The organism is Mucilaginibacter angelicae, from assembly GCF_042434235.1.
Lineage (GTDB): Bacteria > Bacteroidota > Bacteroidia > Sphingobacteriales > Sphingobacteriaceae > Mucilaginibacter > Mucilaginibacter angelicae.
In genome coordinates this window covers 589,347-614,781 of sequence record NZ_JBHLTS010000022.1, presented here as the reverse complement: position 1 = coordinate 614,781, position 25,435 = coordinate 589,347, and the positions used below count along the sequence as shown (strand labels likewise).

Genomic DNA, 25,435 nt, shown 5'->3' with positions numbered 1-25,435 from the left:
TTAAGTCATTATAAGGAACAAAGTAATCTTAAATTATACCGGGTGGCTCTGTCAATTTGGGATTGCTTCGTACCTCGCAATGACGATTAAAAGATATTTAATATCAGGGTAATCCATGAATCCCATAAATCATGGTTCAGACATAATGATACTAAGAGCAGATAATTTAGTTAAGAAATACAAACAGCGTACCGTTGTAAACGATGTATCGTTTGATGTGGCGCAGGGTGAGATTGTTGGTTTGCTTGGACCTAATGGCGCCGGTAAAACTACCTCGTTTTATATGATTGTAGGTTTGATAAAACCTAACGAAGGCACCATCCACCTGGATGACGCAAATATAACCCAGGACCCAATGTACCGCCGTGCCCAAAAAGGAATAGGTTACCTGGCGCAGGAAGCATCAGTGTTCAGGAAGCTCTCGGTTGAGGATAATATTAAGGCCGTGCTGGAGATGGGCAACATGCCCAAGGATAAACAAAAGGATAAGCTGGAAGAACTGATAGACGAGTTCAGTTTGCACAAGGTACGCAGAAACCGGGGCGACCTGCTATCGGGCGGTGAACGCCGCCGTACCGAGATTGCCCGTGCCCTTGCCGCCGAGCCAAACTTTATCCTGCTTGATGAGCCTTTTGCCGGCGTTGACCCGATTGCAGTTGAAGAGATCCAGGCGATGGTGGCCAAGCTGCGTACCCGCAATATCGGCATCCTGATAACCGACCACAACGTGCAGGAAACGCTATCGATAACCGATCGTGCTTACCTGCTTTTTGAAGGTAAAATATTAGAATCAGGCGTGCCCGAGGTATTGGCCGAGAATGAAATGGTGAGGAAAGTGTATCTTGGGGCAAACTTTGTGCTGAAAAGAAAGGTTTTCCCTCAATAATAGCCATATGACCCTCTTTAACTCCGTATTTACCTGGTTCATGAAAAAGCGTATCCATCAGATAGAGCTTTTTATGAAATACCCGAATGAAGTGCAGGAAGAATGGTTTGAGCAACTGGTATCAGTTGCTGAAAATACGGAGTGGGGTAAAAAATATCAATATAAAAGTATCGAAAACCTGAGCCAGTTTAAGGAGCGGGTGCCTATTCAAAATTACGATACGCTAAAGCCTTATATTGAGCGGATGCTCAAAGGCGAAAAAAATGTATTGTGGCCGTCAGAGATCCGCTGGTTTGCAAAATCGTCGGGTACTACCAGCGACAGGAGCAAGTTTATCCCGGTAAGTGAAGAGGCCCTGGAAGAATGCCACTTTAAAGGCGGTAAGGACCTGCTTACCATTTATTTCAATAATCAACCCAACCCCCGGATGTTTACGGGGAAGATATTGACGCTTGGCGGCAGTCACCAGATCAGTCAGCTAAGCCAGGATACTTCATTTGGCGATCTCTCGGCAGTGATTATGAAAAACCTTCCCATGTGGGCCGAGTTTCATCGCACACCGCATCTGGATATCGCCCTGCTCGAAAACTTTGAGGAAAAGATTGAGAAGATAGCCCATGCTACCAAAGATGTGAATGTTACCAGTATCAGCGGTGTGCCCACCTGGAACCTGGTACTATTTAAACGCATCCTTGAAATCACGGGCAAAAATAACCTGCTTGAAGTATGGCCCAACCTGGAGATGTATTTTCATGGTGCAGTGAATTTTACGCCCTATCGTGAACAGTTTAAAAAGCTGATCCCGAACGAGGAAATGTATTACCTCGAAAATTACAATGCATCCGAAGGGTTCTTCGGCATCCAGGATACCAAAGAGGCGGGGGATATGCTGCTGATGCTTGATTATGGCATTTTTTACGAGTTTTTACCACTCGAAAACCTGCACGATGAAAACCCTGAAACGCTCACCCTTGATGAGGTAGAACTGAATAAAAATTACGCGCTCATCATATCAACCAATGCCGGCCTATGGCGCTACATGATAGGGGATACTATTAAGTTTTCATCACTTTCACCTTTCAGGATCCAGATCACCGGTCGCACAAAACATTTTATCAATGCCTTTGGCGAGGAAGTGATCATTGACAACGCCGAACGTGCCTTGGAAGAAGCCTGCACACAAACCGGCGCCATTATCAGGGAATACACCGCTGCCCCTGTTTATTTTAACGGCGATGAATGCGGCGCCCACGAATGGATCATTGAGTTTGAAAAGAAGCCTGCCGAATTTGAACGTTTTGTTGACCTGCTTGATGAAACCCTGCGCCGCATTAATTCCGACTATGATGCCAAGCGTTTTAAAGACCTTGCTTTGCGTCGGCCTATAGTACGCCGCGCTCCTGATGGTACATTCTTTAACTGGATGAGGGAAAAAGGAAAGCTGGGCGGTCAGCATAAGGTACCGCGTTTGGCTAATGACCGGGAGTATGTTGATGCTATTTTGAAGATGATGGAGCTGGTAGGGAATTAGAATCAGGATTATAAGAATCAAGAAAAATTAAAGCTTAAGCTCAGTATTATTACCGGCCTTATTTATTATATTGCAGCATAAATAAAAAGCAATGAAAAATAAACCAGCGGTATTGATTTCGTCTTCACTTTTGTTTATTCCATTAATTATAATGGGTATTACCGGGCTGAACAAGGGCATTGAAACCTATAACACACTTCGTATTGTTATGGCATCATCCGGGCTTTTGATATTTGCACTCTTTTTTGCAGCTTTAATGAAAGGCCTGATGAAGAAAACGGCATAAGGTTTATAAACAACCTAAAGACCGTTTTGTCGAGCTGATATCATTGACAAGCCTCCCAAATCTTCACCGCCTCTACCGCTTCTTTCACATCGTGTACCCTTAAAATAGCAGCGCCTTTTGTAAGTGCAATGGTATTTAAAACCGTAGTTCCGTTCAGTGCTTCACCAGCGGTATTCTCCAACAAACCATAGATCATCCGTTTACGGGAAATGCCGGTAAGCACAGGTAATCCAAACACATCAAACTCATTCATTCGGCTCATTAATTCATAACTATGCTCCGCTTTTTTTGCAAAACCGAAGCCTGGATCAAGGATCACATCGTGTACGCCAAGCCGTTTTAACTCGCTGTATTTTGATACAAAATAATCAAACACCTCGCTGAAAACATCGTCGTACTCTGCCAGTTGGTTCATGGTTTGGGGTGTACCTTTCATGTGCATCAAAATATATGGCACCTGTAACCGGGCAACGGTGGTAAACATATCAGCATCAAGCATACCGCCCGAAATATCATTGATGATATGGGCACCGCCTTTAACGGCAGCTTCAACAACACCGGCGCGAAAAGTATCTATCGACATAATGGCTTCCGGGAATGCCAAAGCAATAGCCTCAACAATAGGTAATAACCTGTCAGTTTCTTCCTGTGCTGAAATATCAACTGCGCCCGGGCGTGATGAGTAAGCGCCGATATCCAAAAATGTTGCACCATCGGTCAGCATTTTTTGCGCCTGTTGTAAGGCTTCATCAACGCTGGGTTTGCGGCTGTCAGCGAAAAAGGAATCGGGGGTAATGTTGATGATCCCCATCACTTTTGGTGATGAAAGATCAATCAGCCGGCCGCCGGCGTTAAGTGTAACTTTTTTACCGAAAAATGTATCTTTTGCCACGGTTAGTTGCTTGTTGTAAAGTTTTAATGTGGTAAAGTTAATTAACTTTGTAAGCTTAGGCTTTACAACCTTGCAACATTCAAACTTTACAACACCATAATATATCAACCTTTGACTAACACAGCAGCAGAATACGAAGGCGTAATTAATATATGTAAAGGCCTTTTCATGAAAAAGACCCGCGATTACGGCACCGCATGGCGTATCCTCCGTCCGCAATCCATCACCGACCAGATTTTTATCAAAGCCCAGCGCATCCGCACTTTAGAAGAAAAAAAAGTATCAAAGGTAGGCGACGACATTACCGGCGAATACATTGGTATTGTTAACTATTGTGTTATTGCTATGATGCAGCTGGAGTGCGGACCCGAAATGTCGACCGAACTTAACCCCGATCATGTAAGCCAGATGTTTGACGAGAAGGTTAACGAAACCAAAGAGCTGATGTTTGCCAAAAATCATGACTACGGCGAGGCCTGGCGCGATATGCGGATCAGCTCATTGACTGACCTGATACTTATGAAACTGCTTCGCGTAAAACAGATAGAAGATAATCAGGGACTTACCGAGGCATCAGAAGGGGTAAAAGCCAACTACCAGGATATGTTGAACTATGCCGTGTTCGCGCTGATTAAGCTTAACGTTCATCACGGTAAATAAAACTCTTTATTAATTATAAAAATTAGGTCTATCCGCTGGTTGGCGGAGTAGATTTAGAGGGGGCTTATGAAAAATACATCATCAAACAGTGCCGTTATATGGATCCCGCGTTTATTGGTGGGCCTGTTGTTTATATTTTCGGGACTAATCAAGGCTAATGACCCGCTGGGTTTTTCTTATAAACTGGTAGAGTATTTTGAGGTATTTCATATCACATTTCTGAATGGGCTGGCGCTTACCATGGCTATTGTGTTGTGTGCGCTTGAAATGCTGCTTGGCTTTGCTTTACTTATTGGTGCAAGAGCTGTTAAAGTAGCCTGGGGATTATTGCTATTGATCATCTTTTTTGGCTTCCTCACTTTTTATTCGGCCTTTTTTAAGGTAGTGCAAACCTGTGGATGTTTTGGTGATGCTATTCCGTTAACTCCATGGCAATCGTTTAGTAAGGATATGGTTTTGCTGGCTTTGGTGCTGATCTTGTTTGTTAAGCGTAAACAGATCACCCCGCTATTTAACGCCAAAGCAGGTGATAAATGGCTTATTGGCGCTGCTATTGTTTCAGTGGGCTTTGGTGTGTACACCTACAATTTTTCGCCGGTTATTGATTTTCTTCCGTATAAAATAGGCGCTAACCTGCCGGATGAGATGAAGATCCCTCCCGGTGCACCGCTTGATGAGTTTGAGTTGACCTATCACCTCAAAAACAAAAAGACAGGGGCTACCAAGGTGATGAACGATAAGGAATACCTTAAAACCAATATCTGGAAGGATGCCAACTGGGAAGTTATCGGCGACCCGGAAAATAGGCTCGTGAAAAAAGGGTATGAACCTAAAATTCGTGACCTGGCTATCCAGGATGCCCAGCGTAATGACTATACGAAAGACTTGCTTTCAAGTCCTTTTTATAGCCTGTTCATAGTTGCCTATGATTTAAGCGAAACGGATAAAGACGCCATTAACCGCCTCAATGCACTGGCTATAAACCTTACTGATAATTATAATATCCGTACTATACTGCTCACCTCCAATTCGGCCGCGGATGCCAAAGCGTTTGCAAAGGAACATAAGCTCATCAGCGAGATCTTTTATGTTGATGGCGTTCCGCTGAAATCTATGGTGCGTTCAAACCCGGGTGTGTTGTTGATCAAGAATGGAACAGTCGTGAATAAATGGCATTACCATTCGGTGCCGAAATACGAGGATATTGTAAAAGAGTACTTACAGAAATAATAAAATGATCCCCTACCTGCTCCGCAAATTATTATACGGACTGGCAGTAATGCTGGGGGTGGTATTTGTTGTTTTTTTTCTGTTCAATATCCTCCCTGTTGATCCTGCCCGCATGACTCAGGGGCAGCGGGCAGATGTGCAATCGTTACAGGCCGTACGTAAGGAGTTTGGGTTGGATAAGCCGGTTCCCGTGCAGTTTGCTTATTACCTGAATGACCTTTCGCCTTTGGGTATCCACCTCAATACGGTCGATGAGCAACAGCGTTATGGGTACGTTAAATTATTCCCGGTGAGCAAAAGTAAAGTGCTGGCGCTTAAATGGCCTTACCTGCGGCGTTCATACCAAACCCGTAAGGACGTAGCCTCATTGTTGATGGAAGTGATCCCAAATACATTGGTGCTTGCCGCGGCGGCTATGATCTTCGCTATCATTATAGGTGTGTTTTTGGGCGTGGCAAGTGCCGTGAATAAAGATACGTGGATTGATAAGCTGGCTATCAGTTTCTCAACACTGGGCATCTCTGCTCCATCATTTTTTGCGGGGATTATCATTGCCTGGATTTTTGGCTTTGTGCTGAGCAGTTACACGCACTTAAACATGTCGGGCAGTTTATATAGTTATGATCCTTTTAAAGGCGAGGTGATCACACTGAAAAACCTGGTGCTGCCGGTTATTACTTTGGGTTTGCGGCCATTGGCTATTATTGTACAGCTTACCCGCAATGCAATGCTTGATGTTTTGGGGCAGGATTATATCCGTACAGCCAAAGCTAAAGGATTAAGTAACCGAACTATCATTTACCGCCATGCACTTAAAAATGCGATGAACCCGGTAATTACCGCCATTGCCAATTGGTTTGCATCCTTGCTGGCAGGTTCTTTTTTTGTGGAATACATTTTTGGTTATAACGGATTGGGTAAAGCTACGGTTGATGCTTTGGAAATGTCGGATTTTCCGGTGGTGATGGGCTCGATATTGTTTATCGCGTTTATATTTGTAGTGATCAGTATCCTGGTGGATATTATTTATGTGTGGATAGATCCGCGGGTAAAATTAAGCTGAAAGAAATTATATGAAATATTTTATTGTGGGTTTTATGGGTTGTGGCAAAACAACCTGGAGCCGCAAACTGGCCACCAAATTGGGCTATGAATTTATTGATCTTGATCAGGTGCTTGAAGCCAAAGCAGGCATGAGCATTGCTGAATATTTTTCTTCTTTTGGCGAAGATGCCTTCCGAAAGCTGGAATCGCAGGTGCTGAAGGAAACCGAGTATCATAAAAATACCGTGGTTTCAACCGGCGGGGGATTGCCCTGCTTTTTTGACCATATGGACTGGATGAACGCCAACGGCAAAACCCTCTACATTAAGCTATCGCCCAAAACGCTGGCCGACAGGCTGGAGAACAGCAAAACCATACGCCCTGTATTACAGGGTAAAAAAGGCGATGAGTTAGTTGAGTTTATAACCGGCAAACTGGCCGAGCGTGAAAGCTTTTACCTGCAGGCCAGTAATATTGTTGAAGGGATAGATATGTCGGTTGAGAAGCTGGAAGAGGCGTTGGGGGAAAGCATATAAAAAACCTTCTTTTTGCGTTAGGGATTGAAACGGATACCGGCCTTGTGGCTAAGGCCGGTGTAGTATGAGTGTAAAGCCCGGCCGGAGGAACGCCTAAAATACAAGAATATTAATTCTCGTTTTGGTCTTTTAGTTTATCCCAAAACTCTTTGGAAGAAATTGTTCTGCCATTTTCTTCATCAGCTATCCCTGTCTGAATGTGCTGTTTTTGTGCTTCTGATAAATTTTCCCACCAATCTGTTGGTTGATTAATATTTTCTATCATCTTTATCAATAAAATTAAAGAAAAGTTGATTACAAGTATCGACATTGCAAACTTTACTAATTCGCCCTGTATAGTTTGGGATTATTAATAATTATAATTTGATTTTTATAGGTATTAATGAGCTCTCTACGTTCGGTTGTCTTCGTACCTCGCAATGACGATCTATAGAAAATGATTATACCCCTACCTCAAATAAACTGCATCTTCTTCGCCATCTTCTTCATCAAGCACTACGTCAACATGCTCTTTAATAACGGTTGATAAGGCTACGCCGGCAAAATCAGTAGTAATAGGGAAACTTTTATGATTACGGTCTACCAATACCGCGGTACGAAGTTTTTTTAGCGGTACATCTAAAAATACGCCAAAGCCGTAAGCAAGCGTTTTACCACTGTTCAATACATCATCAACCAGTATCACCACTTTGTTGCTGCATTCTTCTACCTCAAAATCAATATTAGCGCTGAGGCTACTGCTTTGTTTTTCAAGTTCGATGGTAAGCAGGCGGCTTTGGAACGGGGCAATGCCGTCGAGGATGGTTTTCAGGCGTTCGGCAATGTGATTGCCACGCGGCAGGATACCGGCTATCAGTATTTCTTCCTCGTCAAAATTATCCTCCAGTATCTGGTAGGCCATTCTGTCGAGCTTTTGCTGGATTTGTTGCTTGTTTAATATGAGGAGTTTTTTTTCAGACATGTTATTGTTGTAACGTTGGCTAAACTGTGGTAAATATACAAGTAACGCTCATACAAGCAACCCCGCAGTTTTTAACTTTCAATAATTATTTCACGTAGGGAAAGTATACAAAGTTTGCACCTTCGGGCACTACGACAAACACGCACATATATTCATACGGATCTTTGTAGCTTTTAATAAAACGCTCCTTTAGTACGGGCTTTATAACGTCACGTTCTACAAATTCTTCGAGGGTTGAGGCGTGGATGCTCCATTCGGAGTTTAAATCATGCCGGTCGAGTATCAGCTCACCAATACTTAACTCATGCTGGTGGGCAATGAAAATTGGGTAAGAAGAAAGACCTTCGTTCATGATCTCTTCTGATACCTCTTTGATTGATTCATTAAAATATTTCAGGTCGCGCTCCAAACTTATCAGCGGACTGTCCGCCGCCGGCTTGTTGCGTTCATTTCCTTCGTTAAGCAGTTCTTCGGGGTTCATGACCGTTGATTTTTTTGATTACGATGATTTCGTTGATTTTTTTTTGTTTTGTGATTTCACCGATTGTTTATTTTGATTTCACCGATTGTTTGATGATGGTTACACTCATTTTTCGCCATAGCCATGAACTATCAACCATGAACCATGAACCATAGGCCAACCACAACTAACCTCTTATCTCCAACCTCTAATCTCTTAAAGTGAGCAATACCACATTCTCCACATGCTGTGTATGCGGAAACATGTCCACCGGCTGGATCTTTACGGTATCATATTTCTCCTTCAATACCAGCAGATCGCGGGCCTGGGTGGCGGCATTGCAGCTTACGTAAACAATTTTAGGCGCTTCAATTTCCATAAGGCGGGCTACTACGTCCGGGTGCATGCCTGCGCGCGGAGGATCGGTTATGATCACATCTGGTTTGCCATGTTCGGCCACAAAATCGGCTATCAGCACATCTTTCATATCGCCGGCGTAAAACTTGGTATTGGTGATATTGTTGATGGCTGAGTTTACTTTGGCATCTTCAATGGCGGTTGGCACGTACTCAACACCTACAACCTCACGTACATGACCGGCAACAAAGTTGGCAATGGTGCCTGCGCCGGTGTAAAGGTCATATACAAGCTCATTGCCTTTAAAACCGGCAAAATCGCGGGCTATTTCATACAGGCGCAATGCCTGGATGGAGTTGGTTTGATAAAATGATTTTGGCCCGATACGAAATTTAATGCCGTTCATTTCCTCGTGGATATATTCAGGCCCTTTAAAGGCTACAACATCCTGGTCAAATATGGTATCGTTTTTTTTCTGGTTTTCGATGTACAGCAATGAGGTGATCTCGGGGAAACGGGCATCAACATGACTCATCAGTTTATTGATCTCTTCCTGTTCTGCATAAGCAAAAACCACGATCACCATGATTTCGCCGGTTGATGAGGTGCGCACGATCAGATTACGGAGCATCCCGCTATGGTTACGCAGATCATAATAAGTATAGCCTTGCTGTATCGTAAAATCACGGATCTCATTACGCAGACTGTTGGATGGCTCAGCCTGTAGGTAGCAATGGTTTACATCAAGGATCTTATCAAAACGGCCGGGGATATGAAAACCGAGGGCGTTCATGTTCAGGGCGCCGTCTTCCTTGTTCTCGCCATCGTAAAGCCAGCGTTTGTTTGAGAAGGTAAACTCAAGCTTGTTACGGTAATACCTGTCAGCAGGAGAGGGCACAATAGGCATGATGCCATCAACATCAATCTTAGCTAAACGGCTTAAGGCATCAACAACCGATTTTTGTTTGAATTTGAGCTGGGCTTCATAGGTCATATGCTGCCATTTACAGCCCCCGCAGGTGCCGAAGTGCTCACAAAAAGCGGTTGTGCGGTATTCTGAAGATTTTTTTAATTCAGTGATCTTACCTTCACCGAAGTTTTTCTTACTTCGGTACACTTGTACATCGGCAATATCGCCAGGTACGGCCTTATCTACAAAAAGAACAAAATCATCAGCTTTGCCTACGCCTTTGCCTTCTTCGGCAATGTCAATGATCTGTACGTTCTCAAAAAACTTTGGTTTGTTAGCTTTACTCATCAGGCTGTAAAGTTAACCGTATTTATTTAATCCTGAAAATGGGAGGGAAGAGACAAAAGAAAGCCGTTCGCCTTTAAAAGACGTTACGATATTAAACCGGGATTATTAAGCAAATAAGCTTAGCAGATATTTAACCATATCGGTGGTGTCGATATCTTCTATCTCAAATTGCTCATCAATCAGGTCTGAAAAGTCTGTTAGTTCGCGGCTCATAAAATTAAAAATTACTATGCTAACATAGTAATTTTTAAACTAAAAACCAAATCGGTATAAGGTATTTTTTGTAAACATCAGAGGGTACCCAAGCTTCTGATGTTTATTGATATTAATTTTTATCCCAGTTTATTTTGCGAGAGAAATACATCAATACAGCTATAATGATGAACAAGGCGATACTGCCAACCATTAAGGCGAGGTCTTCCAGTTGAATGATCACAAAGATGAAGGCGTAAAACACCGATAAAATGAAGGCGAACAGCATGGCAGCCTTTCCGTTTTTCAATAGTGATGATATAAATACGGATATAAGTGCTATGGTTGATGCAGATGCAATGAGGTAAGCCATATTGTAACCAACCTGTTCCGAAAACGATAGCAGCAACGTGTAATAAATAACCATAGCCGTACCAATAAGTATGTAGTTAAACATATGTATCGGTTGTTTGCGGATAATCTCGGTTAAAAATAAGGAGATAAAGGTGAGCAGTATAATAAATATGGCATACTTGCTGGTGCGCATGGTTTTTTGATACTGATCAACCGGGAGATGAAGCTTTACTCCAAAAGTAGCATCTTCTAACTTTTTGTCATTATCCAGCGTTTTTTGCTGACCGGCCCATTGCTGCGGGAATGGCCGGTTATAGTACATCATACGCCAGCTGGCACTAAAGCCTCCGGCATCAACTTTATGCTCATCAGGCAGGTAATTGCCGTCAAAGCTGGGGCTGCTCCAGTTACCCTTAACCTGTACATCGGTAGCTTTGCCGAGTTGCAGAAAACTAAGCCCCTCACTGCCTTTTAAATCAAGCGTATAATCAAAGGGGATTTCGTTATTGTTTATTGATGAAAGATCAACAGCGGCTTGCAAACCATTCCCAAACACAGATTCAAACGAAGGCTCGGCGCTAAGTGTGGGTTGAGTTGTTTTTATAACCGGGTTACTTTTCAAACCTTTCAGGTCGCTCACACTAAATTCAAATCTCGCTTTGTTTAAAAGAAGCTGGTTTATATTTATACCGAGTGATGAGAGGTCGAGTTTGGAAAAATTACCGCTTACTTTTACCTGGGTATTATATACAGCTACATCAAAAATACCCCGGTGCCGAAGCTGTGTTGTAAGGCCAGCCTGAATGTGCAGATTATCAGGTAATATGTACAGGTTTTCTACAGACGCCTGCTTTGCGGTGTCGGTCATATTTATTCCTTTTTTATAGGGGATAACCAGTACCGGGCCTTTGATCACCTGGCTGGCCGACCAGCTATCTGATACCTCTTTTGCCATTTCATCCTGCCTGACGGCACGTTCGGTTACGAGGTTTTGGATGAAGGCTGAAGGAATTAACAGCAACAGCGCCAATATCCCGATAAAGATAAATTTAAAAGTTGCCGATTCCTTGAGCCAGCTTAATGTTGTTTGTTTTGATATGTTTTCCTCTATCATGATTGTTTAGATATAAAGTACTTTGTATTTCAAAGTTGTTATTCAAAAAGAAAGGCTTTGGTTAAGCCTTGACAAAGATAATATAAAGTACTTTGTATTTCAAAGTAAAATAATAAAAAAAATAAGAGGGTTAGAGAATGTTTGAAAATCGCTTAGATAACAATCAGGCGAAATTCATTTCCGTTGACTTTAGTCAACGGAATAATTTCAGGGAGAAAAGAGGCTTTAGCCAAAATGTTACTTGGATTTGGGCTAAGCCCGGCTGATCCTTTCTTTAACCGTTGACTAAAGTCAACGGCAATGAGTAGGATTTTTTTAGGCAGCTTTTAATTGAAATGTATTTTAAACCGAAACCGCCGCCTTAACCAAATAAGGCAAAATCTCTTTCTGAAAAGAAACAAAATTCTTACGCACGTCCGAATCGCTTACCGATGTAAAGGCGAAGCTGAATACAATGCTTTTGCTGCACTTGATCAGGAAGCGTAAGCGCTGCTGGTAAGTTTCATGCTTGCGGATGCCGGGCAGTTGGATAAACGATGCCATCAGCAGTTCTTCAAGCTCGTTGGAGAGGTTCTTTAAAAAATCCTGCGAATTGGTCGATTCGCGGATAAAATCCCAGCCGATAAACTCATTACAAACGGTGTAGGAGAGACGGCAGGTTTTCATGATGAGGTTATTGAGATATGCCTCTTCATCAATATCGTTCGCATTGCTTTGTACCAGGTCGTCAACACTGGCTTTGATGTAGTCCATCAGCAAAACGTGTAATACAGCCTCTTTGCTGTCGAAGTATTTATAGATAGTTGCCTTGGCAATTTTGGCCTTTTTGGCAATCTCATTAACACTGGTTTTATGGTACCCGAATTTGCGGAAAAGTTCCTGCGCCGCACGTTTAATGCTATCTTTTATTTTATCGGCTTCCATATATTAATTAAGAACTTGGATAGTGAACTGCGTCTCTATCACTTGATAAGACCTAAGTGAGTGCGTTGCCGGCGCTTTTACAGGTGACCCATCCTCCAGTGAAAATTTTGATCCACTGCAGGGATCTATTAATGAAAGTCCGGTATCATCAACATTAACCGCACATTTCTTTTCGGGCTGATAACTGCTACATCTGTCATATGCCCTGTAAGTTCCCTGTATAGATTTATATATTACTAAACCAGCGACACCATATCCGCTAATGAATTGAGGTGGTCCGCCGTTGCTCAGTTTATTTAATGGTGGCGAAAATTTTTGACCAGTGTAATTTATTGGAACGCTCGGCACCACATCACCTGATTTTCCGCACGAAAAGCAGGTGATGCTTACCAATATCATTAACAATAATTTCCTCATAACATTTCGGTTTGGAACTGTTTAAGGAAGCGCACATCGTTCTCTGAAAACAGGCGCAGGTCGCGGATCACGTATTTAAGGTTGGCAATACGTTCCATACCCATACCAAAGGCAAAGCCTGTATATTTTTTACTGTCGATACCGCAGTTTTCCAAAACGTTGGGGTCAACCATGCCGCAGCCTAATATCTCTACCCAGCCGCTGTATTTACACATGTTACAGCCACTGCCACCGCAAATGGTACATGAAATATCCATCTCGGCCGATGGCTCAGTAAACGGGAAGTATGATGGACGGAAACGTACCCTCGTACCTTCGCCATAAAGCTCCTGCACAAAGTGGTAAAGCGTTTGTTTCAAATCGGAGAAAGATACGTTTTCATCAACATACAAACCTTCAACCTGGTGGAAAAAGCAGTGCGCCCGGGCCGAAATGGCCTCGTTACGGTAAACCCTGCCCGGCATAATAGCGCGGAAAGGTGGCTTGCCCGCTTCCATCATCCGTACCTGTACCGATGATGTGTGGGTACGCAGGGCGATATCATCTTTTCCATTATTCTTTTTAATGAAGAAGGTATCCTGCATATCACGTGCCGGGTGCTCCTCAGGGAAGTTAAGTGCCGAGAAGTTATGCCAGTCGTCTTCAATTTCCGGCCCTTCGGCAACAACAAAACCTAAACGTTTGAAGATATCGATGATCTCGTTACGAACCAATGACAGCGGGTGACGAGAGCCAACAGTAAAACCATCACCCGGCAGCGTAAGGTCAAGGTCTGATTTGGCAGCACCGGTATCAGCTGTTACGTTTTCCTTTAAATCGTTGTATTTAGCTTCGGCCAGTTGTTTAAACTGGTTAAGTACTTTACCAAAGGTGCGTTTTTCTTCGGGGCCAACATTTTTAAACTGCTCAAACAGGTCTTTAATGATACCCTTGGTGCCTAAAAATTTTATACGGAAAGCTTCCAGTTCATCTGCATTGGCAGGCGAAAAGGCATTGATCTCGGCGGTATATTGGTCTATCTGAGCTTGCATTATAATGTATTGTTTGTAATTCTTTTGTTGTTATCCCCGGCTTCCTGATTGTTTTTCGGATGCAGAGATATAAGTTATGAGTTGATCGCTATACGCAGGACAGCAAATATAAGACTATTTAAGAACTCCCAACTCCTTACCTACCTTGGTAAACGCTGCTATAGCTTTATCCAAATGATGCATTTCATGTGCTGCCGAGATCTGTACCCTGATCCTTGCTTTGCCTTGTGGTACAACCGGATAGTAAAAACCTATCACATAAATACCTTCGTCAAGCATTTTTGAGGCAAACTCCTGCGCCAGCTTGGCATCATATAACATTACAGGGACTATAGGATGCACGCCAGGTTTAATGTCAAAACCTGCTTCGGTCATTTTTTTACGAAAATATTGCGTATTAGTTTCCAGGTTATCACGCAGCTCGGTGGTTTCGCTCAGCATATCCAGTACTGCTATTGAAGCTCCGGTAATGGCCGGTGCTAAAGTATTGGAAAACAGATACGGACGTGAGCGCTGGCGCAGCATATCAATGATCTCTTTACGGCCCGATGTAAAACCGCCCGATGCACCACCTAAAGCTTTGCCCAACGTACCGGTAATAATATCAATCCTGCCCATAACATTATGGTGCTCATGCGTACCACGACCATTTTTACCCATAAAGCCAGAGCAATGGCTTTCGTCAATCATCACCAGCGCATTGTATCTATCGGCCAGATCGCAGATCTTATCTAACTGGGCAATGGTACCATCCATGCTGAAGGCGCCATCGGTTACAATAATGCGGTGACGTAACTCCTGTGTAGCTTTTAGCTTTTCTTCCAGGTCGGCCATATCATCATGTTTGTAGCGGTAACGCTGGGCTTTGCACAGGCGCACACCATCTATAATGGATGCATGGTTCAATTCGTCAGAAATTATAGCATCCTGATCATTGAACAAAGGTTCAAACACACCACCGTTGGCATCAAATGCCGCGGCATAAAGAATGGTATCTTCAGTGCCTAAAAATTCGGCTATCTTTTTTTCAAGTTCTTTATGAATATCCTGTGTACCACATATAAAACGTACAGACGATAAGCCGTAGCCGTGGGTATCCATAGCATTTTTGGCAGCTTCAATCACTTTGGCATTGCCCGATAAACCAAGGTAGTTATTGGCGCAAAAGTTAATTACTTCGGCTCCACCCTGCACAGTGATATCGGCACCCTGGGGCGAAGTAATTATCCGTTCCTTTTTGTATAACCCGGCATTTTCAATTTCGGTTAGTTCCTGTTGTAAAACCGGCTGTAGTGTGTTGTACATAGTGTGCGTGTTTTAAAGAGGGCAAAATTAAGCATTCGCGGGCATTTGGTAAGGTTTATTAAACCTTAAATAATTATTAAGTGTATAATAAAACATTTTTAAGCTATAAAGCATTATACATAAGTAACATATGAGAAAATACATACTACTATTGATCATCGCTTTCAGCGTAATAACAGTCTCCGCACAGCAATCACTTTTAACAGGAAAAATAACCGATAAAAATGGGCAGGTTATCCCCTTTGTTTCAATTTACATCCGCAATTCAACATATGGCACCACAGCCAATGAAAACGGTATTTACCAGTTTAAGCTTAGCCCTGGTACTTATAATGTGATATACCGCTATGTTGGTTATACCGAAAAAATAGAGCAGGTTACTGTAACCGATCAGGATCAGGAACACAATGTGCAACTGGACGATGAGGTATTTGCCACCAGCAGGGTGGCCGAAACCTATCGCAAAAACCGTGATGCCGCTGATACCATCATGAAACAGGTACTGAAAAAGCGCAAATACTATGTTGAAGAAGCCTCATCATACTCCTGTGCGGTTTACATTAAAGGTGTACAAAAGCTACTGAGTGTGCCTAAATCAATGCTGGGGAAGGAGGTAAGGAAAACGCTCGACCTTGACTCGAACGGCCGGGGGATCCTTTATCAGTCCGAATCATTATCTGAATATAACTTTCAAAAGCCCAATAAAGTAAGGGAAATCACCATTGCAAACCGGATGGCCGGGCAAAACACGGCTTTCGGCTATAAAAAAGCATCTGACCTACAGGCCAATTTTTATCAGAATGTATTTATCATAAACGGCCTGGCTACACGGGGGTTTGTGTCGCCGGTTGCATCATATGGGCCTTTGTTTTACAATTATCAGCTATTAGGCACCTCGGTTGAAAACGGCCATACCATTCATAAAATTCACGTGATCCCTAAACGAGGGCATGGACAATATTTTCAGGGCGATATTTATATTGTTGATGGCGACTGGCGCATTTACAGTGTTGACCTGTTTGTTGAAAATAAAACAAGTAATCTTAACCTCGTTGATACTTTAAAGATCAGGCAGCAATATATAGCCATTACCGATAGTGTGTGGATGCCCGCATCAACCCAGTATAACTTTAAAGGGGCTGTATTTGGATTTAAGTTTGGCGGATATTACGCAGCTGTTTACAATAATTATAAAATAAATCCAACTTTTCCTGATGGCTTTTTTTCAGGAGAGATCCTTAAAAACGATACCGTAGCCAATAGTAAAAAGCCTAATTACTGGGCCGATGCACGACCCATACCCTTAACAGCCTCAGAGGATCGTGACTACCGTAAAAAAGATGCTTTTGAAGAATATAAAAAGACGGATACCTATCTTGATTCGCTTCAGCATCATAAAAACCATATCAATTATCCGGGCTACCTGATTTTTGGTTACGCGGCAAGTAATAAAAGCAACAGGGACTCATTGTATATCTTCCCGTTTATACAAACCTTTTATTACAACACAGTTGAGGGTTTTGGTATAAATGCCAGGGTAAGCTATATCCGTACTATTGATGATTTTCATTCCCTGACAATTACACCGGCCGTGCGTTATGGCTTCTCCAATAAAATCTTTAGTGCCAACATGGGTATTGACTATAAGAACGATCCTTTCCATAACGCTAAGTTTTATGCCGATTTTGGCAGCGATGTACTCGATCTGAATAATGTGGGTACACGTTCGTTATATTTCAATACGCTGAGTACGCTCCTGAGCGAAAACAATTACGTTAAATATTACCGCAGCCATTATGGCAATTTTGGCTACCAGCGCGAAGTGCTGAATGGCGTGTTTTTGAAAGGAGGCTTTTCTTATTCAAGCCGTTCGCAATTGTATAATACATCCTTTAGCAAGATAAAAGATAATAAACAGCGCGAATTTACTTCCAACAACCCCTTAGCTCCGCCGGGAACCCCGGCTGATGATCATTCGTTCCTGTTCCCGGATAACCAGGCTTTGGTGTTTAACGCATCGGCCACGTTTACTTTTGACCAGCGTTATGAAACCAGGCCTACAGGCAAGTTCAACCTGCCTTCAAAATATCCAACATTAACGGTAAACTATCGTAAAGGATTTAAAAACATTATAGGCTCGGATGTGGATTATGATTTTGCTTCCGTAGATCTTTCGCAGGACCATATCCGCGTAGGGCTTTCCGGCTATTCATCATTTAAAGTATCAGGAGGCGGATTTTTCAATAATAACACCCTGTACTATATGGATTATAACCACTTTTTAGGTAACCAGGGTACTACTTTCGACCCTACCTATGTGGGCAGTTTCCACTTCCTGCCATTTTATACCTACAGTACCAACGGCGCTTTTTTGGAGGCGCATTATCAGCATAACTTTGCCGGGTCACTGTTTAACCATATCCCGCTTGTAAGGAAATGGAAGCTCGAAGAAATCATCGGCGCCAACTACCTCACCACCAAAAACAACCGTAATTACCGCGAGTTCTATGTAGGTGTACAGCGCCTCATCTTCCGGGTTGACTACGGTATCTCCTACGCCGGCGACAAAAAATATATCCAGGGGTTCAGGATCTTTTACGGAATCAGGTAAGCTTAAAGCCGAAGGCTGAAGGCCCAAAGCTTTTTAAATATTGCTTTGTGCTTTTAGCCTTAAGCTTTCTGCTTTGAGCTTTCAGCTCAAATTAGTACATTTGCGCCGCTCATTTAACACTGTTTGCAGCAGTATCGATGATTTTATGGAAATGTATAATACCCTACTGTACTATTGTTACTCAACAATAGCTGATGCGGAGCAATTTGCTGCCGATCATTTAAAATTTTGTAAAAGCTTAGGTTTAACCGGGCGCATTATTGTGGCCGATGAAGGGCTTAACGGCACGGTTTCGGGTACTGCCGAAGCTTGTAAAACCTATATGGATACCTTACACGCCGAAGAACGTTTTGCCGGTATCGACTTTAAAATTGATGAAGTAGATACGCCTTCGTTTGTGAAAATGCACGTGCGTTATAAATCGGAGATCGTACACTCAGGTCTGCGCGACCCTAATGTCATCGACCCAAAACAACAAACCGGCAAACACCTGGAGCCAAAAGAGTTTTTGGCTATGAAGGACAGGGATGATGTTGTTGTGCTTGATGTACGCTCAAACTACGAGCACTCTTTAGGCAAGTTCAAAAATGCGGTAACCCTTGATATCGATAACTTCCGCGATTTTCCGGCAATGATCAATGAGCTGGCTAAGTACAAGGATAAAAAGATCCTTACTTATTGCACCGGCGGCATTAAATGCGAAAAAGCATCGGCCTTGCTTTTACATGAAGGCTTTCCTGAAGTGTACCAGTTGCATGGTGGCATCATTAAATATGGTAAAGAAGCGGGCGGCGAAGATTTTGAGGGTAAATGTTACGTGTTTGATAACCGCCTTTCGGTTGATGTAAACAGCGTTAATCCGGTTGTTATTTCAACCTGCTTTAATTGCGGTAAAACCACACCAAAAATGATCAATTGTGCCAACCCCGAGTGCAATGAGCATTTTACCCAGTGCGATGAATGTGGCACTGCTATGGATGGCTGCTGCAGCGATGCCTGTAAAGAGCATCCGCGTAAACGCGTTTATGATGGTACAGGCTACTATGTAAAGGTGCCTCAGCAAGTAAACGTGAGCAAAAGCAAACTGCAACCGGCAAATTAAAAAATAGCACAGCTATAAATGATATGAAGCTTATCCGTAAGGGTAGGCTTTTTTCTTTTATCTGATTCAAACATTACTTTAGTAAGTTGAATTACATTAGCATTACCTTATTTTAACCATGCGTAAATCCCTGTTAGTTTTTATTTACCTGCTTTGTATTTCGGTTGGGCAAACATTTGCGGTTGATATCAAGAGTATAGGGGTTCCGTATGTGCAAAATTATACCAAGGCGCTTTACCAGTTTGGTAATCAAAACTGGTCGGCAACGCGCGATGAGCATGGCATTATGTATTTCGGCAATGCGCAGGGCCTGTTGGCATTTGACGGCAAATACTGGCAGCAATACCACATGCCCAATGGCCTTATTGTACGTTCGGTTTGTGCCGATGCTAAAGGGAAGATCTATGCGGGAGGCTATGGTGAATTTGGCTACTGGCAAAATGATGATAAAGGGTTTTTAAAATATACATCGCTCATAAACCTGGTTCCCAAAAAGTTTTTGCCCATCAACGAGGAGATCTGGAAAATTTACTGCGATAAGGACAGGATCATATTCCAATCGTTCGGCTCAATTTACATTTATTCGGGAGGTAAGATAACTGTGATAAAATCGCCGCAGCCATATCTTTTCATGTTTAAAAGCGGTAGCCGTATTTTTGTAGAACAGGTATCAAAAGGGCTTTTTGAGCTTAAGGGGACTAAACTCGAATACATAGCAGGCAGTGGGATTTTGGGTACAAGCGGGGTATTGTCTATACTTCCGTTTCAGCATAACAGCTACATTATAGGTACGGCAAAAAGTGGATTATTCATTTACGATGGGCAAACCATAAAGCCCTGGGCCAGCCAATCAAATGAGTTTTTAAAAACTTACCAGCTTAATAATGGCGTGGCTATCTCCGGCAAATACTTTGCCTACGGAACTATCCTTAACGGTATTGTTATTGTTGATACGGCAGGTAAGGTGGTGCAGCACATTAACAAGGCAAGCGGTATGCAAAACAATACGGTTTTAAGCCTTTATACCGATGCTGAACAAAACCTTTGGGCGGGTTTGGATAACGGTATCGACCGGATTGAAATTAACTCGCCGCTGTATTTTTATTTCGATAAGACTGGCTTGTTCGGTACCGTTTATTCGAGCATTATTTTCGACAAAAAGATCTACCTGGGTACCAACCAGGGCTTGTTTTACAGTGATTGGCTGCCCGAAAGTAACAAAGGCCCCTTCCAGTCATTTGATTTTAAACTGATCCCGGGCTCACAGGGGCAGGTATGGGACCTTTCCCTGCAGGATGGCCGATTGCTGTGCGGCCATAATGATGGTACTTACCAGGTAAACGGCAATTCGTTAACCAAAATCTCGGAAATCACCGGCGGCTGGACTATCAAAAAAATAGCATCCGATATGCTGATCCAGGGTACTTATACAGGTTTGGTGATCTATAAAAAAGATGCAGCAGGAAACTGGCATTATAGTCATAAGCTTGCCGATTTTGGCGAACCCTCCCGTTATGTGGAGCAGGATAGTAAAGGGCAGATCTGGGTAAGCCATGCTTACAAGGGCATCTATAAATTGTCCCTCAGCACCGATCAGAAAAAGGCAGTATCTCGGGTTTATTACGATAAAAGCTACGGCCTGCCGGGCAGCTATAATATCAATGTGTTTGACTTGGATAACCGCATCGTTTTTTCGTCCGATTCGGGATTTTATGTGTATGATGACATTACCGACCGCTTCTTTAAATACCAGCAGTTGAATAAAAAGCTGGGCACCTTTGCTACGTCAAGTAAAATAATAAAAGCTATAGGCAAAAAATATTGGTTCATTAACCAGGGCAGGGTGGCCCTTGCCGATCTTTCGGTACCTGGGAAGTTAACTATCGATACCAACCGCTTTACCATTCTCAGCGGGCAAATGGTACAGCATTATGAAACTATAAACCGCATTAACAACTCAACTTATTTAATTAGTGTCGACGACGGTTTTGTAATACTCAATGATGGCGATGCGCTGGCCGATAACAAAGCAACTATCCCCCGTGTGCTCATCAGGAGGGTGGAGAACGTTACCGATAAAGTATCATTGATAAGCGAAGGCGGTTTTGGCAAAGATCTGATTGAAATACCCTATGCTCAAAATAATATCCGCATAGCTTATTCACTACCGTATTTTAAGCAGGCAAAAATTAAATTCCAGTACTATCTTGATGGCTATTCGCACCAGTGGAGTGATTGGGCGCCGCAAAGCCAAAAAGAGTTTACCAATCTTGACCAGGGTACCTATCATTTTAAGGTACGTGCCAAGATCAATGATCAATTGGTATCGGCCGAAACTGTTTTTACCTTTACCATTTTGCCGCCTTGGTATGCCGGAACAATTGCCATAGTGTTTTATCTGCTGCTGATGGTGCTATCGTATTATATCATCAGGCATTATTACCGTCTTAAATTAAAGCGGCATCAGCAGCACATCCACCAAAAGCTTCAAAAGGAAAAAGAAGAATTTTTAAAGCAGGAAGCCATTGCTAATGAACAGCACATCATCAACATAAAAAATGAGCAGCTCCAGGCCGACCTGGCCAGCAAAAGCCGCGAGCTGGCAAACTCGGCCATGAACATTGTTTATAAGAATGAGCTGCTGCAAAAAATAAGTGACGAGCTTGGGCACCTTAAAGATGGCCATGGAAAAAAACTCGCCGATGAACAGCTTCGCCGTATCCAGAAAGTGATTGATGAAGGTATGAGTGATGACCGCGACTGGAACATTTTTGAGAACAGCTTTAACGAGGCCCACGAAAATTTCTTTAAAAAACTGAAGGCCGGTCACCCCGACCTGGTACCAAATGATCTGAAATTATGCGCTTACCTGCGCATGAACATGAGCAGTAAGGAGATGGCATCCCTGCTTAATATTTCATTGCGCGGTGTGGAAATCAGGCGTTACAGGCTGCGTAAAAAGCTCAACCTTGAGCATGATAAAAACCTTACAGAGTTTCTCATCGAGCTATAATACTACATCATTACCTCTCATAAGCCTCCTGGTTTGTAACAGTATAAACTGTTAATGTGTAGTATGTGTGGCATACACTAAGGCATTTTAATCAATTGATTGTCATTAGGTTAAAAAAAATAAAACTTGCGCTTGAGAAAGTTGTTGTTTTGTGATGTATTAATGTTGAGTTAAATTTTTTGATAAAAGGCTGATATCTTTTCAGCTTTGTCAAATAATAACCAATAATAATAAACCAATTATTTTCTAACAGCTTACTTATCTATTAACCACTATGAAAAGAATCTTTACTGTTTCAGTGCTGGTGCTTTCCTGTTTCTTTTTTATTAACGCTGCATTTGCACAAGATGTTGTTGTAAAAGGTAAAGTTACCGATGCAACAACGGGCGAAGCCTTAATTGGCGTAAGCGTTTCTTTAAAGGGGACCACCACCGGCGTACAAACTGATGTAAACGGAGCGTTTAGCATCAAAGCCCCCGGCAATGGCACACTCGTTTTTACCTATATCGGCTATATCGCCTCATCGCTGCCGATCAATAATCAAACAGCTTTAGATGTAAAACTAAAGTCCGAATCTAAAGAACTGGCACAGGTTGTAGTTATTGGTTACGGTACGCAAAAGAAGCGCGATGTAACCGGTGCGGTTGCCAGCGTAAGCGGCGACATAATTACCAGGCAACCCGTGCAAACGCCTACACAAGCTTTACAGGGTAAAGTTGCGGGCGTGCAGATCTTGTCATCAGGCCAGCCAAACTCGCAACCAATTGTGCGTATCAGGGGTACAGGTTCAGTATTGGCCGGTGCAAACCCGCTGTATGTTGTTGACGGTGTTTTAACCGATGATATCCGTAACATTAATAACAGTGATATCGTAAGTGTTGATGTGTTGAAGGATGCATCGGCGGCTATTTACGGTGTTCGTGCTGCCAATGGTGTTGTTATTATAACTACTAAAAGAGGTAAGGCTGGCGCGCCTGTAGTTAGCTATGATGCCAACGTTGGTTTCAGGGAAGGTGCAAACACCGTTAAACTGGCCGACAGGCAACAATACATCGATTACCTTAAAGTTGCAAGCCCAACAAAGGTAGCTGATGATAAAGCGCCGCTAACAATTCCTGGTACTACAGACTGGGCCGCTGCTGTTTCACGAAAAGCCTTTGAAACCAATCATAACATTTCTGTATCCGGCGGTAGTGATAAAGCTTTGTATTTTATCAGCGCCAATTATATTGATGAAAATGGTATCATCAAAACAAACAACTTTAAGCGTTTTACTATCAGGGCAAATAACCAGGTACAAATAACCGATAAGCTAAAATTCTCTGATCAGATTTCATTAAGCCGTAATGACGAAAGACCGGTTGATATCGGCGGCATTTATGGTAACGTTTACCGCGCCGCACCGATAATTCCGGCTATAGTGAACGGATTATATGGTAATACCTCGGCCTGGAGCAATGTGGGCAATCCGCTGCTGCAACTGGATAAAAGCGTGGATAATACACTGAACAACCGTGTACAGGGTAACGTGGCGTTAGATTATAATCCGATAAAATCATTGACATTCCATTCGGCATTTAATCTTGACGAGCGTTTTAATAATCAAAAGAACTATGATTACGCGTTTGAAGCGGATGGATCAACATTTACTGTTGGCGGCGGCAACCAGCGTAATACCGATAGCCGGCTATTTGTTCAAAACGACAATTCATACCAGTATCAGTGGGATAACACCGTTACGTTTGACAAGACCTTTGGCAAACACCATTTAACTGTTTTGGGTGGTATAGTTACTGAAAAAGGTAAATCAAATTTTATAAGCGGCACCCGCATTGATGTTCCTACCAACCCAAATCAATGGTTTTTAGATGTTGGCAACCCCGATGTGAATGCGGTTGACAATAATAACGGCGATCTGTTCACACGTCAGTCATACGTTGGCCGTGTTAATTACAGTTATGCCGGTAAATACCAGTTAAGTGGTTCCCTTCGCCGCGACGGAAGCTCTCGCTTCAAGCAAAAATGGGGTACATTTTATACCGTAGGTGCAGGATGGGTACTATCAGAAGAGGACTTTTTGAAAGATGGCGTTTTCAATAATTTAAAATTGCGTGGCAGCTATGGTGAATTGGGTAACGATAATATTCCATCATCGTTATATGTAATTACCGGCGTACCTTATCAGCCTTATTTTTTTAATGGTGCCCTGGTTGGCGGTACAATTATCCAGGATATTAAGGATACCAACCTGAAGTGGGAAACTACCAAGCAGTTGGATATCGGTTTGGATTATGCTTTCTTAAATAACCGACTAACCGGCGAAATTGATTACTACGATAAAAAAGTAAAGAATGCATTAATCAATATCGGTCTTCCGGGTATCCTTGGCGATCCTGATAATAAATATGTAACCAATGCCGCATCCATCCAAAACAAAGGTGTTGAAGTAGCTGTGAGATGGAATGACAGGATAAACGAGCATTTATCATATAATGTTGGTGCAAATATCAGCTATAACAAAAACAAGGTTATTGGCTTAAACGGAGGTACAGCTATTGAGGATGGCGGCGCCAACGGTAAAACCATTACCCGTACAGATAACGGGCAACCCATTGGCAGTTACTATGTATTGCAAGCCATTGGTGTATTCCAAACTCAGGCCGAAGTTGATGCTGCTGCGCCTAATAATTATACCAGTGAGGCAAACCATGTTGGTGGTTTAAAATATGCCGATATCAATGGCGATCATAAGATTGATGCCAATGACCGTGTGTATGCGGGCTCATATCAGCCTAAATATTTTGGCGGCTTTAATTTTAGCGTAAATTATTATGACTTTGATATAAGCGCAGATTTTTACGGCAACTGGGGTAATAAAATTTATAACGCCAAGAAAAACTCGCGCGGTACCGAAAATGATAATATTGAGGCTGCCTATGCTGATGCCCGTTATACAACCGCCAATCCGTCGACAACCGATCCGGCAACAATTACCCAGCAAACCCCGCCTTCAACCTACTTTATTGAGTCGGGCGCATTCCTGCGTTTAAATAACTTAACTGTAGGGTATACGGTACCTAAAACATTGCTTAAACCATTAGGAATTGCAAAGATCAGGGTGTTTTTAACGTCGCAAAATTTATTTACAGCTAAACGTTACAGCGGGCAATCACCTGAGTTGTTTAACTCCGGAGCCTTAACACAGGGTATCGATGCAACTAACTATCCCGTAACCCGCACGTTTGCATTTGGTGTAAATGTTCAATTTTAA

General features: G+C 42.7%; 21 protein-coding genes. 11 read left to right on the top strand and 10 right to left on the bottom strand.

The annotated features are described in order from the left end of the window. The first annotated feature begins 145 nt into the window (after positions 1 to 145). From lptB to ACFFGT_RS14745, 3 genes are all read left to right on the top strand, one after another. Positions 146 to 886: an LPS export ABC transporter ATP-binding protein gene (gene lptB, locus ACFFGT_RS14755; RefSeq protein WP_377023301.1), complete on the top strand. Its 741-nt coding sequence runs from the start codon at positions 146 to 148 to the stop codon at positions 884 to 886. Between the two features lie 7 nt (positions 887 to 893). Continuing rightward, on the top strand, positions 894 to 2,417 hold the full coding sequence (locus ACFFGT_RS14750; protein WP_377023300.1) for a GH3 auxin-responsive promoter family protein: 1,524 nt from the start codon (positions 894 to 896) through the stop codon (positions 2,415 to 2,417). Between the two features lie 91 nt (positions 2,418 to 2,508). Then, positions 2,509 to 2,703, top strand: coding sequence for a hypothetical protein (locus tag ACFFGT_RS14745; protein WP_377023299.1), 195 nt, complete (start codon positions 2,509 to 2,511; stop codon positions 2,701 to 2,703). 40 nt (positions 2,704 to 2,743) lie between these two features. On the opposite strand, the gene folP is transcribed toward ACFFGT_RS14745, so the two are convergent. Continuing rightward, positions 2,744 to 3,595, bottom strand: a complete 852-nt coding sequence (folP, locus tag ACFFGT_RS14740; protein WP_377023298.1) for a dihydropteroate synthase — start codon at positions 3,593 to 3,595, stop codon at positions 2,744 to 2,746. A gap of 168 nt (positions 3,596 to 3,763) precedes the next feature. Here folP and ACFFGT_RS14735 point away from each other — a divergent pair, with 168 nt between their 5' ends. The 4 genes from ACFFGT_RS14735 to ACFFGT_RS14720 all read left to right on the top strand — a co-directional run bounded on the left by ACFFGT_RS14735 (position 3,764) and on the right by ACFFGT_RS14720 (position 7,065). Then, the gene (locus tag ACFFGT_RS14735) at positions 3,764 to 4,255 is read left to right on the top strand and encodes a DUF1599 domain-containing protein (protein WP_377023748.1); all 492 of its coding nucleotides are present in this window, start codon (positions 3,764 to 3,766) and stop codon (positions 4,253 to 4,255) included. A gap of 66 nt (positions 4,256 to 4,321) precedes the next feature. Next, a complete protein-coding gene (locus tag ACFFGT_RS14730; RefSeq protein WP_377023297.1) occupies positions 4,322 to 5,485 on the top strand; it encodes a BT_3928 family protein in 1,164 nt (387 codons plus the stop codon). Between the two features lie 4 nt (positions 5,486 to 5,489). Beyond that, complete coding sequence (locus tag ACFFGT_RS14725) at positions 5,490 to 6,548, top strand: ABC transporter permease (protein WP_377023296.1); 1,059 nt, start codon at positions 5,490 to 5,492, stop codon at positions 6,546 to 6,548. Positions 6,549 to 6,558: 10 nt separating this feature from the next. Next, positions 6,559 to 7,065 carry a shikimate kinase gene (locus ACFFGT_RS14720; RefSeq protein ID WP_377023295.1) on the top strand — a complete coding sequence of 169 codons (507 nt, stop codon included), beginning with the start codon at positions 6,559 to 6,561 and terminating at the stop codon, positions 7,063 to 7,065. A 109-nt stretch (positions 7,066 to 7,174) separates the two neighbouring features. Here the strand turns inward: ACFFGT_RS14720 and ACFFGT_RS14715 are convergent, their stop codons facing one another. The 9 genes from ACFFGT_RS14715 to kbl form a co-directional block, all read right to left on the bottom strand. Then, a complete protein-coding gene (locus ACFFGT_RS14715) occupies positions 7,175 to 7,330 on the bottom strand; it encodes a hypothetical protein (RefSeq protein ID WP_377023294.1) in 156 nt (51 codons plus the stop codon). 183 nt (positions 7,331 to 7,513) lie between these two features. Then, the gene (locus ACFFGT_RS14710) at positions 7,514 to 8,026 is read right to left on the bottom strand and encodes a phosphoribosyltransferase family protein (RefSeq protein ID WP_110587314.1); all 513 of its coding nucleotides are present in this window, start codon (positions 8,024 to 8,026) and stop codon (positions 7,514 to 7,516) included. Positions 8,027 to 8,111: 85 nt separating this feature from the next. Further along, entirely contained in the window at positions 8,112 to 8,507 is a 396-nt protein-coding gene (locus ACFFGT_RS14705; RefSeq protein ID WP_243485588.1) for a hypothetical protein, read from the bottom strand. Positions 8,508 to 8,694: 187 nt separating this feature from the next. Next, positions 8,695 to 10,101 (bottom strand): 23S rRNA (uracil(1939)-C(5))-methyltransferase RlmD, encoded by a 1,407-nt coding sequence (rlmD, locus tag ACFFGT_RS14700; protein WP_377023293.1) that lies wholly within the window; start codon positions 10,099 to 10,101, stop codon positions 8,695 to 8,697. 325 nt (positions 10,102 to 10,426) lie between these two features. Beyond that, on the bottom strand, positions 10,427 to 11,761 hold the full coding sequence (creD, locus tag ACFFGT_RS14695) for a cell envelope integrity protein CreD (RefSeq protein WP_377023292.1): 1,335 nt from the start codon (positions 11,759 to 11,761) through the stop codon (positions 10,427 to 10,429). A 342-nt stretch (positions 11,762 to 12,103) separates the two neighbouring features. Beyond that, positions 12,104 to 12,685, bottom strand: coding sequence for a TetR/AcrR family transcriptional regulator (locus ACFFGT_RS14690; RefSeq protein WP_377023291.1), 582 nt, complete (start codon positions 12,683 to 12,685; stop codon positions 12,104 to 12,106). A gap of 3 nt (positions 12,686 to 12,688) precedes the next feature. Beyond that, on the bottom strand, positions 12,689 to 13,102 hold the full coding sequence (locus ACFFGT_RS14685; RefSeq protein WP_377023290.1) for a Rieske (2Fe-2S) protein: 414 nt from the start codon (positions 13,100 to 13,102) through the stop codon (positions 12,689 to 12,691). Next, positions 13,099 to 14,133 (bottom strand): phenylalanine--tRNA ligase subunit alpha, encoded by a 1,035-nt coding sequence (gene pheS / locus ACFFGT_RS14680; RefSeq protein WP_377023289.1) that lies wholly within the window; start codon positions 14,131 to 14,133, stop codon positions 13,099 to 13,101. The genes ACFFGT_RS14685 and pheS overlap by 4 nt, the downstream gene beginning before the upstream one ends. Before the next feature lie 114 nt (positions 14,134 to 14,247). After that, on the bottom strand, positions 14,248 to 15,438 hold the full coding sequence (kbl, locus tag ACFFGT_RS14675) for a glycine C-acetyltransferase (protein ID WP_377023288.1): 1,191 nt from the start codon (positions 15,436 to 15,438) through the stop codon (positions 14,248 to 14,250). Between the two features lie 130 nt (positions 15,439 to 15,568). Between kbl and ACFFGT_RS14670 the strand changes: the two genes are divergently transcribed. The 4 genes from ACFFGT_RS14670 to ACFFGT_RS14655 all read left to right on the top strand — a co-directional run bounded on the left by ACFFGT_RS14670 (position 15,569) and on the right by ACFFGT_RS14655 (position 25,435). Next, complete coding sequence (locus tag ACFFGT_RS14670) at positions 15,569 to 18,049, top strand: DUF5686 family protein (protein ID WP_377023287.1); 2,481 nt, start codon at positions 15,569 to 15,571, stop codon at positions 18,047 to 18,049. A 145-nt stretch (positions 18,050 to 18,194) separates the two neighbouring features. Next, positions 18,195 to 19,151 carry an oxygen-dependent tRNA uridine(34) hydroxylase TrhO gene (trhO, locus tag ACFFGT_RS14665; RefSeq protein ID WP_377023747.1) on the top strand — a complete coding sequence of 319 codons (957 nt, stop codon included), beginning with the start codon at positions 18,195 to 18,197 and terminating at the stop codon, positions 19,149 to 19,151. A 118-nt stretch (positions 19,152 to 19,269) separates the two neighbouring features. Then, positions 19,270 to 22,164: a ligand-binding sensor domain-containing protein gene (locus ACFFGT_RS14660; protein WP_377023286.1), complete on the top strand. Its 2,895-nt coding sequence runs from the start codon at positions 19,270 to 19,272 to the stop codon at positions 22,162 to 22,164. 274 nt (positions 22,165 to 22,438) lie between these two features. After that, a complete protein-coding gene (locus ACFFGT_RS14655) occupies positions 22,439 to 25,435 on the top strand; it encodes a SusC/RagA family TonB-linked outer membrane protein (RefSeq protein ID WP_377023285.1) in 2,997 nt (998 codons plus the stop codon).

Excerpts from the sequence above, each read along its gene's own strand:
- lptB (WP_377023301.1), top strand. The coding sequence starts at position 146 with ATGATACTAAGAGCAGATAATTTAGTTAAGAAATACAAACAGCGTACC.
- ACFFGT_RS14750 (WP_377023300.1), top strand. The coding sequence starts at position 894 with ATGACCCTCTTTAACTCCGTATTTACCTGGTTCATGAAAAAGCGTATC.
- ACFFGT_RS14745 (WP_377023299.1), top strand. The coding sequence starts at position 2,509 with ATGAAAAATAAACCAGCGGTATTGATTTCGTCTTCACTTTTGTTTATT.
- ACFFGT_RS14735 (WP_377023748.1), top strand. The coding sequence starts at position 3,764 with ATGAAAAAGACCCGCGATTACGGCACCGCATGGCGTATCCTCCGTCCG.
- ACFFGT_RS14730 (WP_377023297.1), top strand. The coding sequence starts at position 4,322 with ATGAAAAATACATCATCAAACAGTGCCGTTATATGGATCCCGCGTTTA.
- ACFFGT_RS14725 (WP_377023296.1), top strand. The coding sequence starts at position 5,490 with ATGATCCCCTACCTGCTCCGCAAATTATTATACGGACTGGCAGTAATG.
- ACFFGT_RS14720 (WP_377023295.1), top strand. The coding sequence starts at position 6,559 with ATGAAATATTTTATTGTGGGTTTTATGGGTTGTGGCAAAACAACCTGG.
- ACFFGT_RS14715 (WP_377023294.1), bottom strand. The coding sequence starts at position 7,330 with ATGATAGAAAATATTAATCAACCAACAGATTGGTGGGAAAATTTATCA.
- ACFFGT_RS14710 (WP_110587314.1), bottom strand. The coding sequence starts at position 8,026 with ATGTCTGAAAAAAAACTCCTCATATTAAACAAGCAACAAATCCAGCAA.
- ACFFGT_RS14705 (WP_243485588.1), bottom strand. The coding sequence starts at position 8,507 with ATGAACCCCGAAGAACTGCTTAACGAAGGAAATGAACGCAACAAGCCG.
- rlmD (WP_377023293.1), bottom strand. The coding sequence starts at position 10,101 with ATGAGTAAAGCTAACAAACCAAAGTTTTTTGAGAACGTACAGATCATT.
- creD (WP_377023292.1), bottom strand. The coding sequence starts at position 11,761 with ATGATAGAGGAAAACATATCAAAACAAACAACATTAAGCTGGCTCAAG.
- ACFFGT_RS14690 (WP_377023291.1), bottom strand. The coding sequence starts at position 12,685 with ATGGAAGCCGATAAAATAAAAGATAGCATTAAACGTGCGGCGCAGGAA.
- ACFFGT_RS14685 (WP_377023290.1), bottom strand. The coding sequence starts at position 13,102 with ATGAGGAAATTATTGTTAATGATATTGGTAAGCATCACCTGCTTTTCG.
- pheS (WP_377023289.1), bottom strand. The coding sequence starts at position 14,133 with ATGCAAGCTCAGATAGACCAATATACCGCCGAGATCAATGCCTTTTCG.
- kbl (WP_377023288.1), bottom strand. The coding sequence starts at position 15,438 with ATGTACAACACACTACAGCCGGTTTTACAACAGGAACTAACCGAAATT.
- ACFFGT_RS14670 (WP_377023287.1), top strand. The coding sequence starts at position 15,569 with ATGAGAAAATACATACTACTATTGATCATCGCTTTCAGCGTAATAACA.
- trhO (WP_377023747.1), top strand. The coding sequence starts at position 18,195 with ATGGAAATGTATAATACCCTACTGTACTATTGTTACTCAACAATAGCT.
- ACFFGT_RS14660 (WP_377023286.1), top strand. The coding sequence starts at position 19,270 with ATGCGTAAATCCCTGTTAGTTTTTATTTACCTGCTTTGTATTTCGGTT.
- ACFFGT_RS14655 (WP_377023285.1), top strand. The coding sequence starts at position 22,439 with ATGAAAAGAATCTTTACTGTTTCAGTGCTGGTGCTTTCCTGTTTCTTT.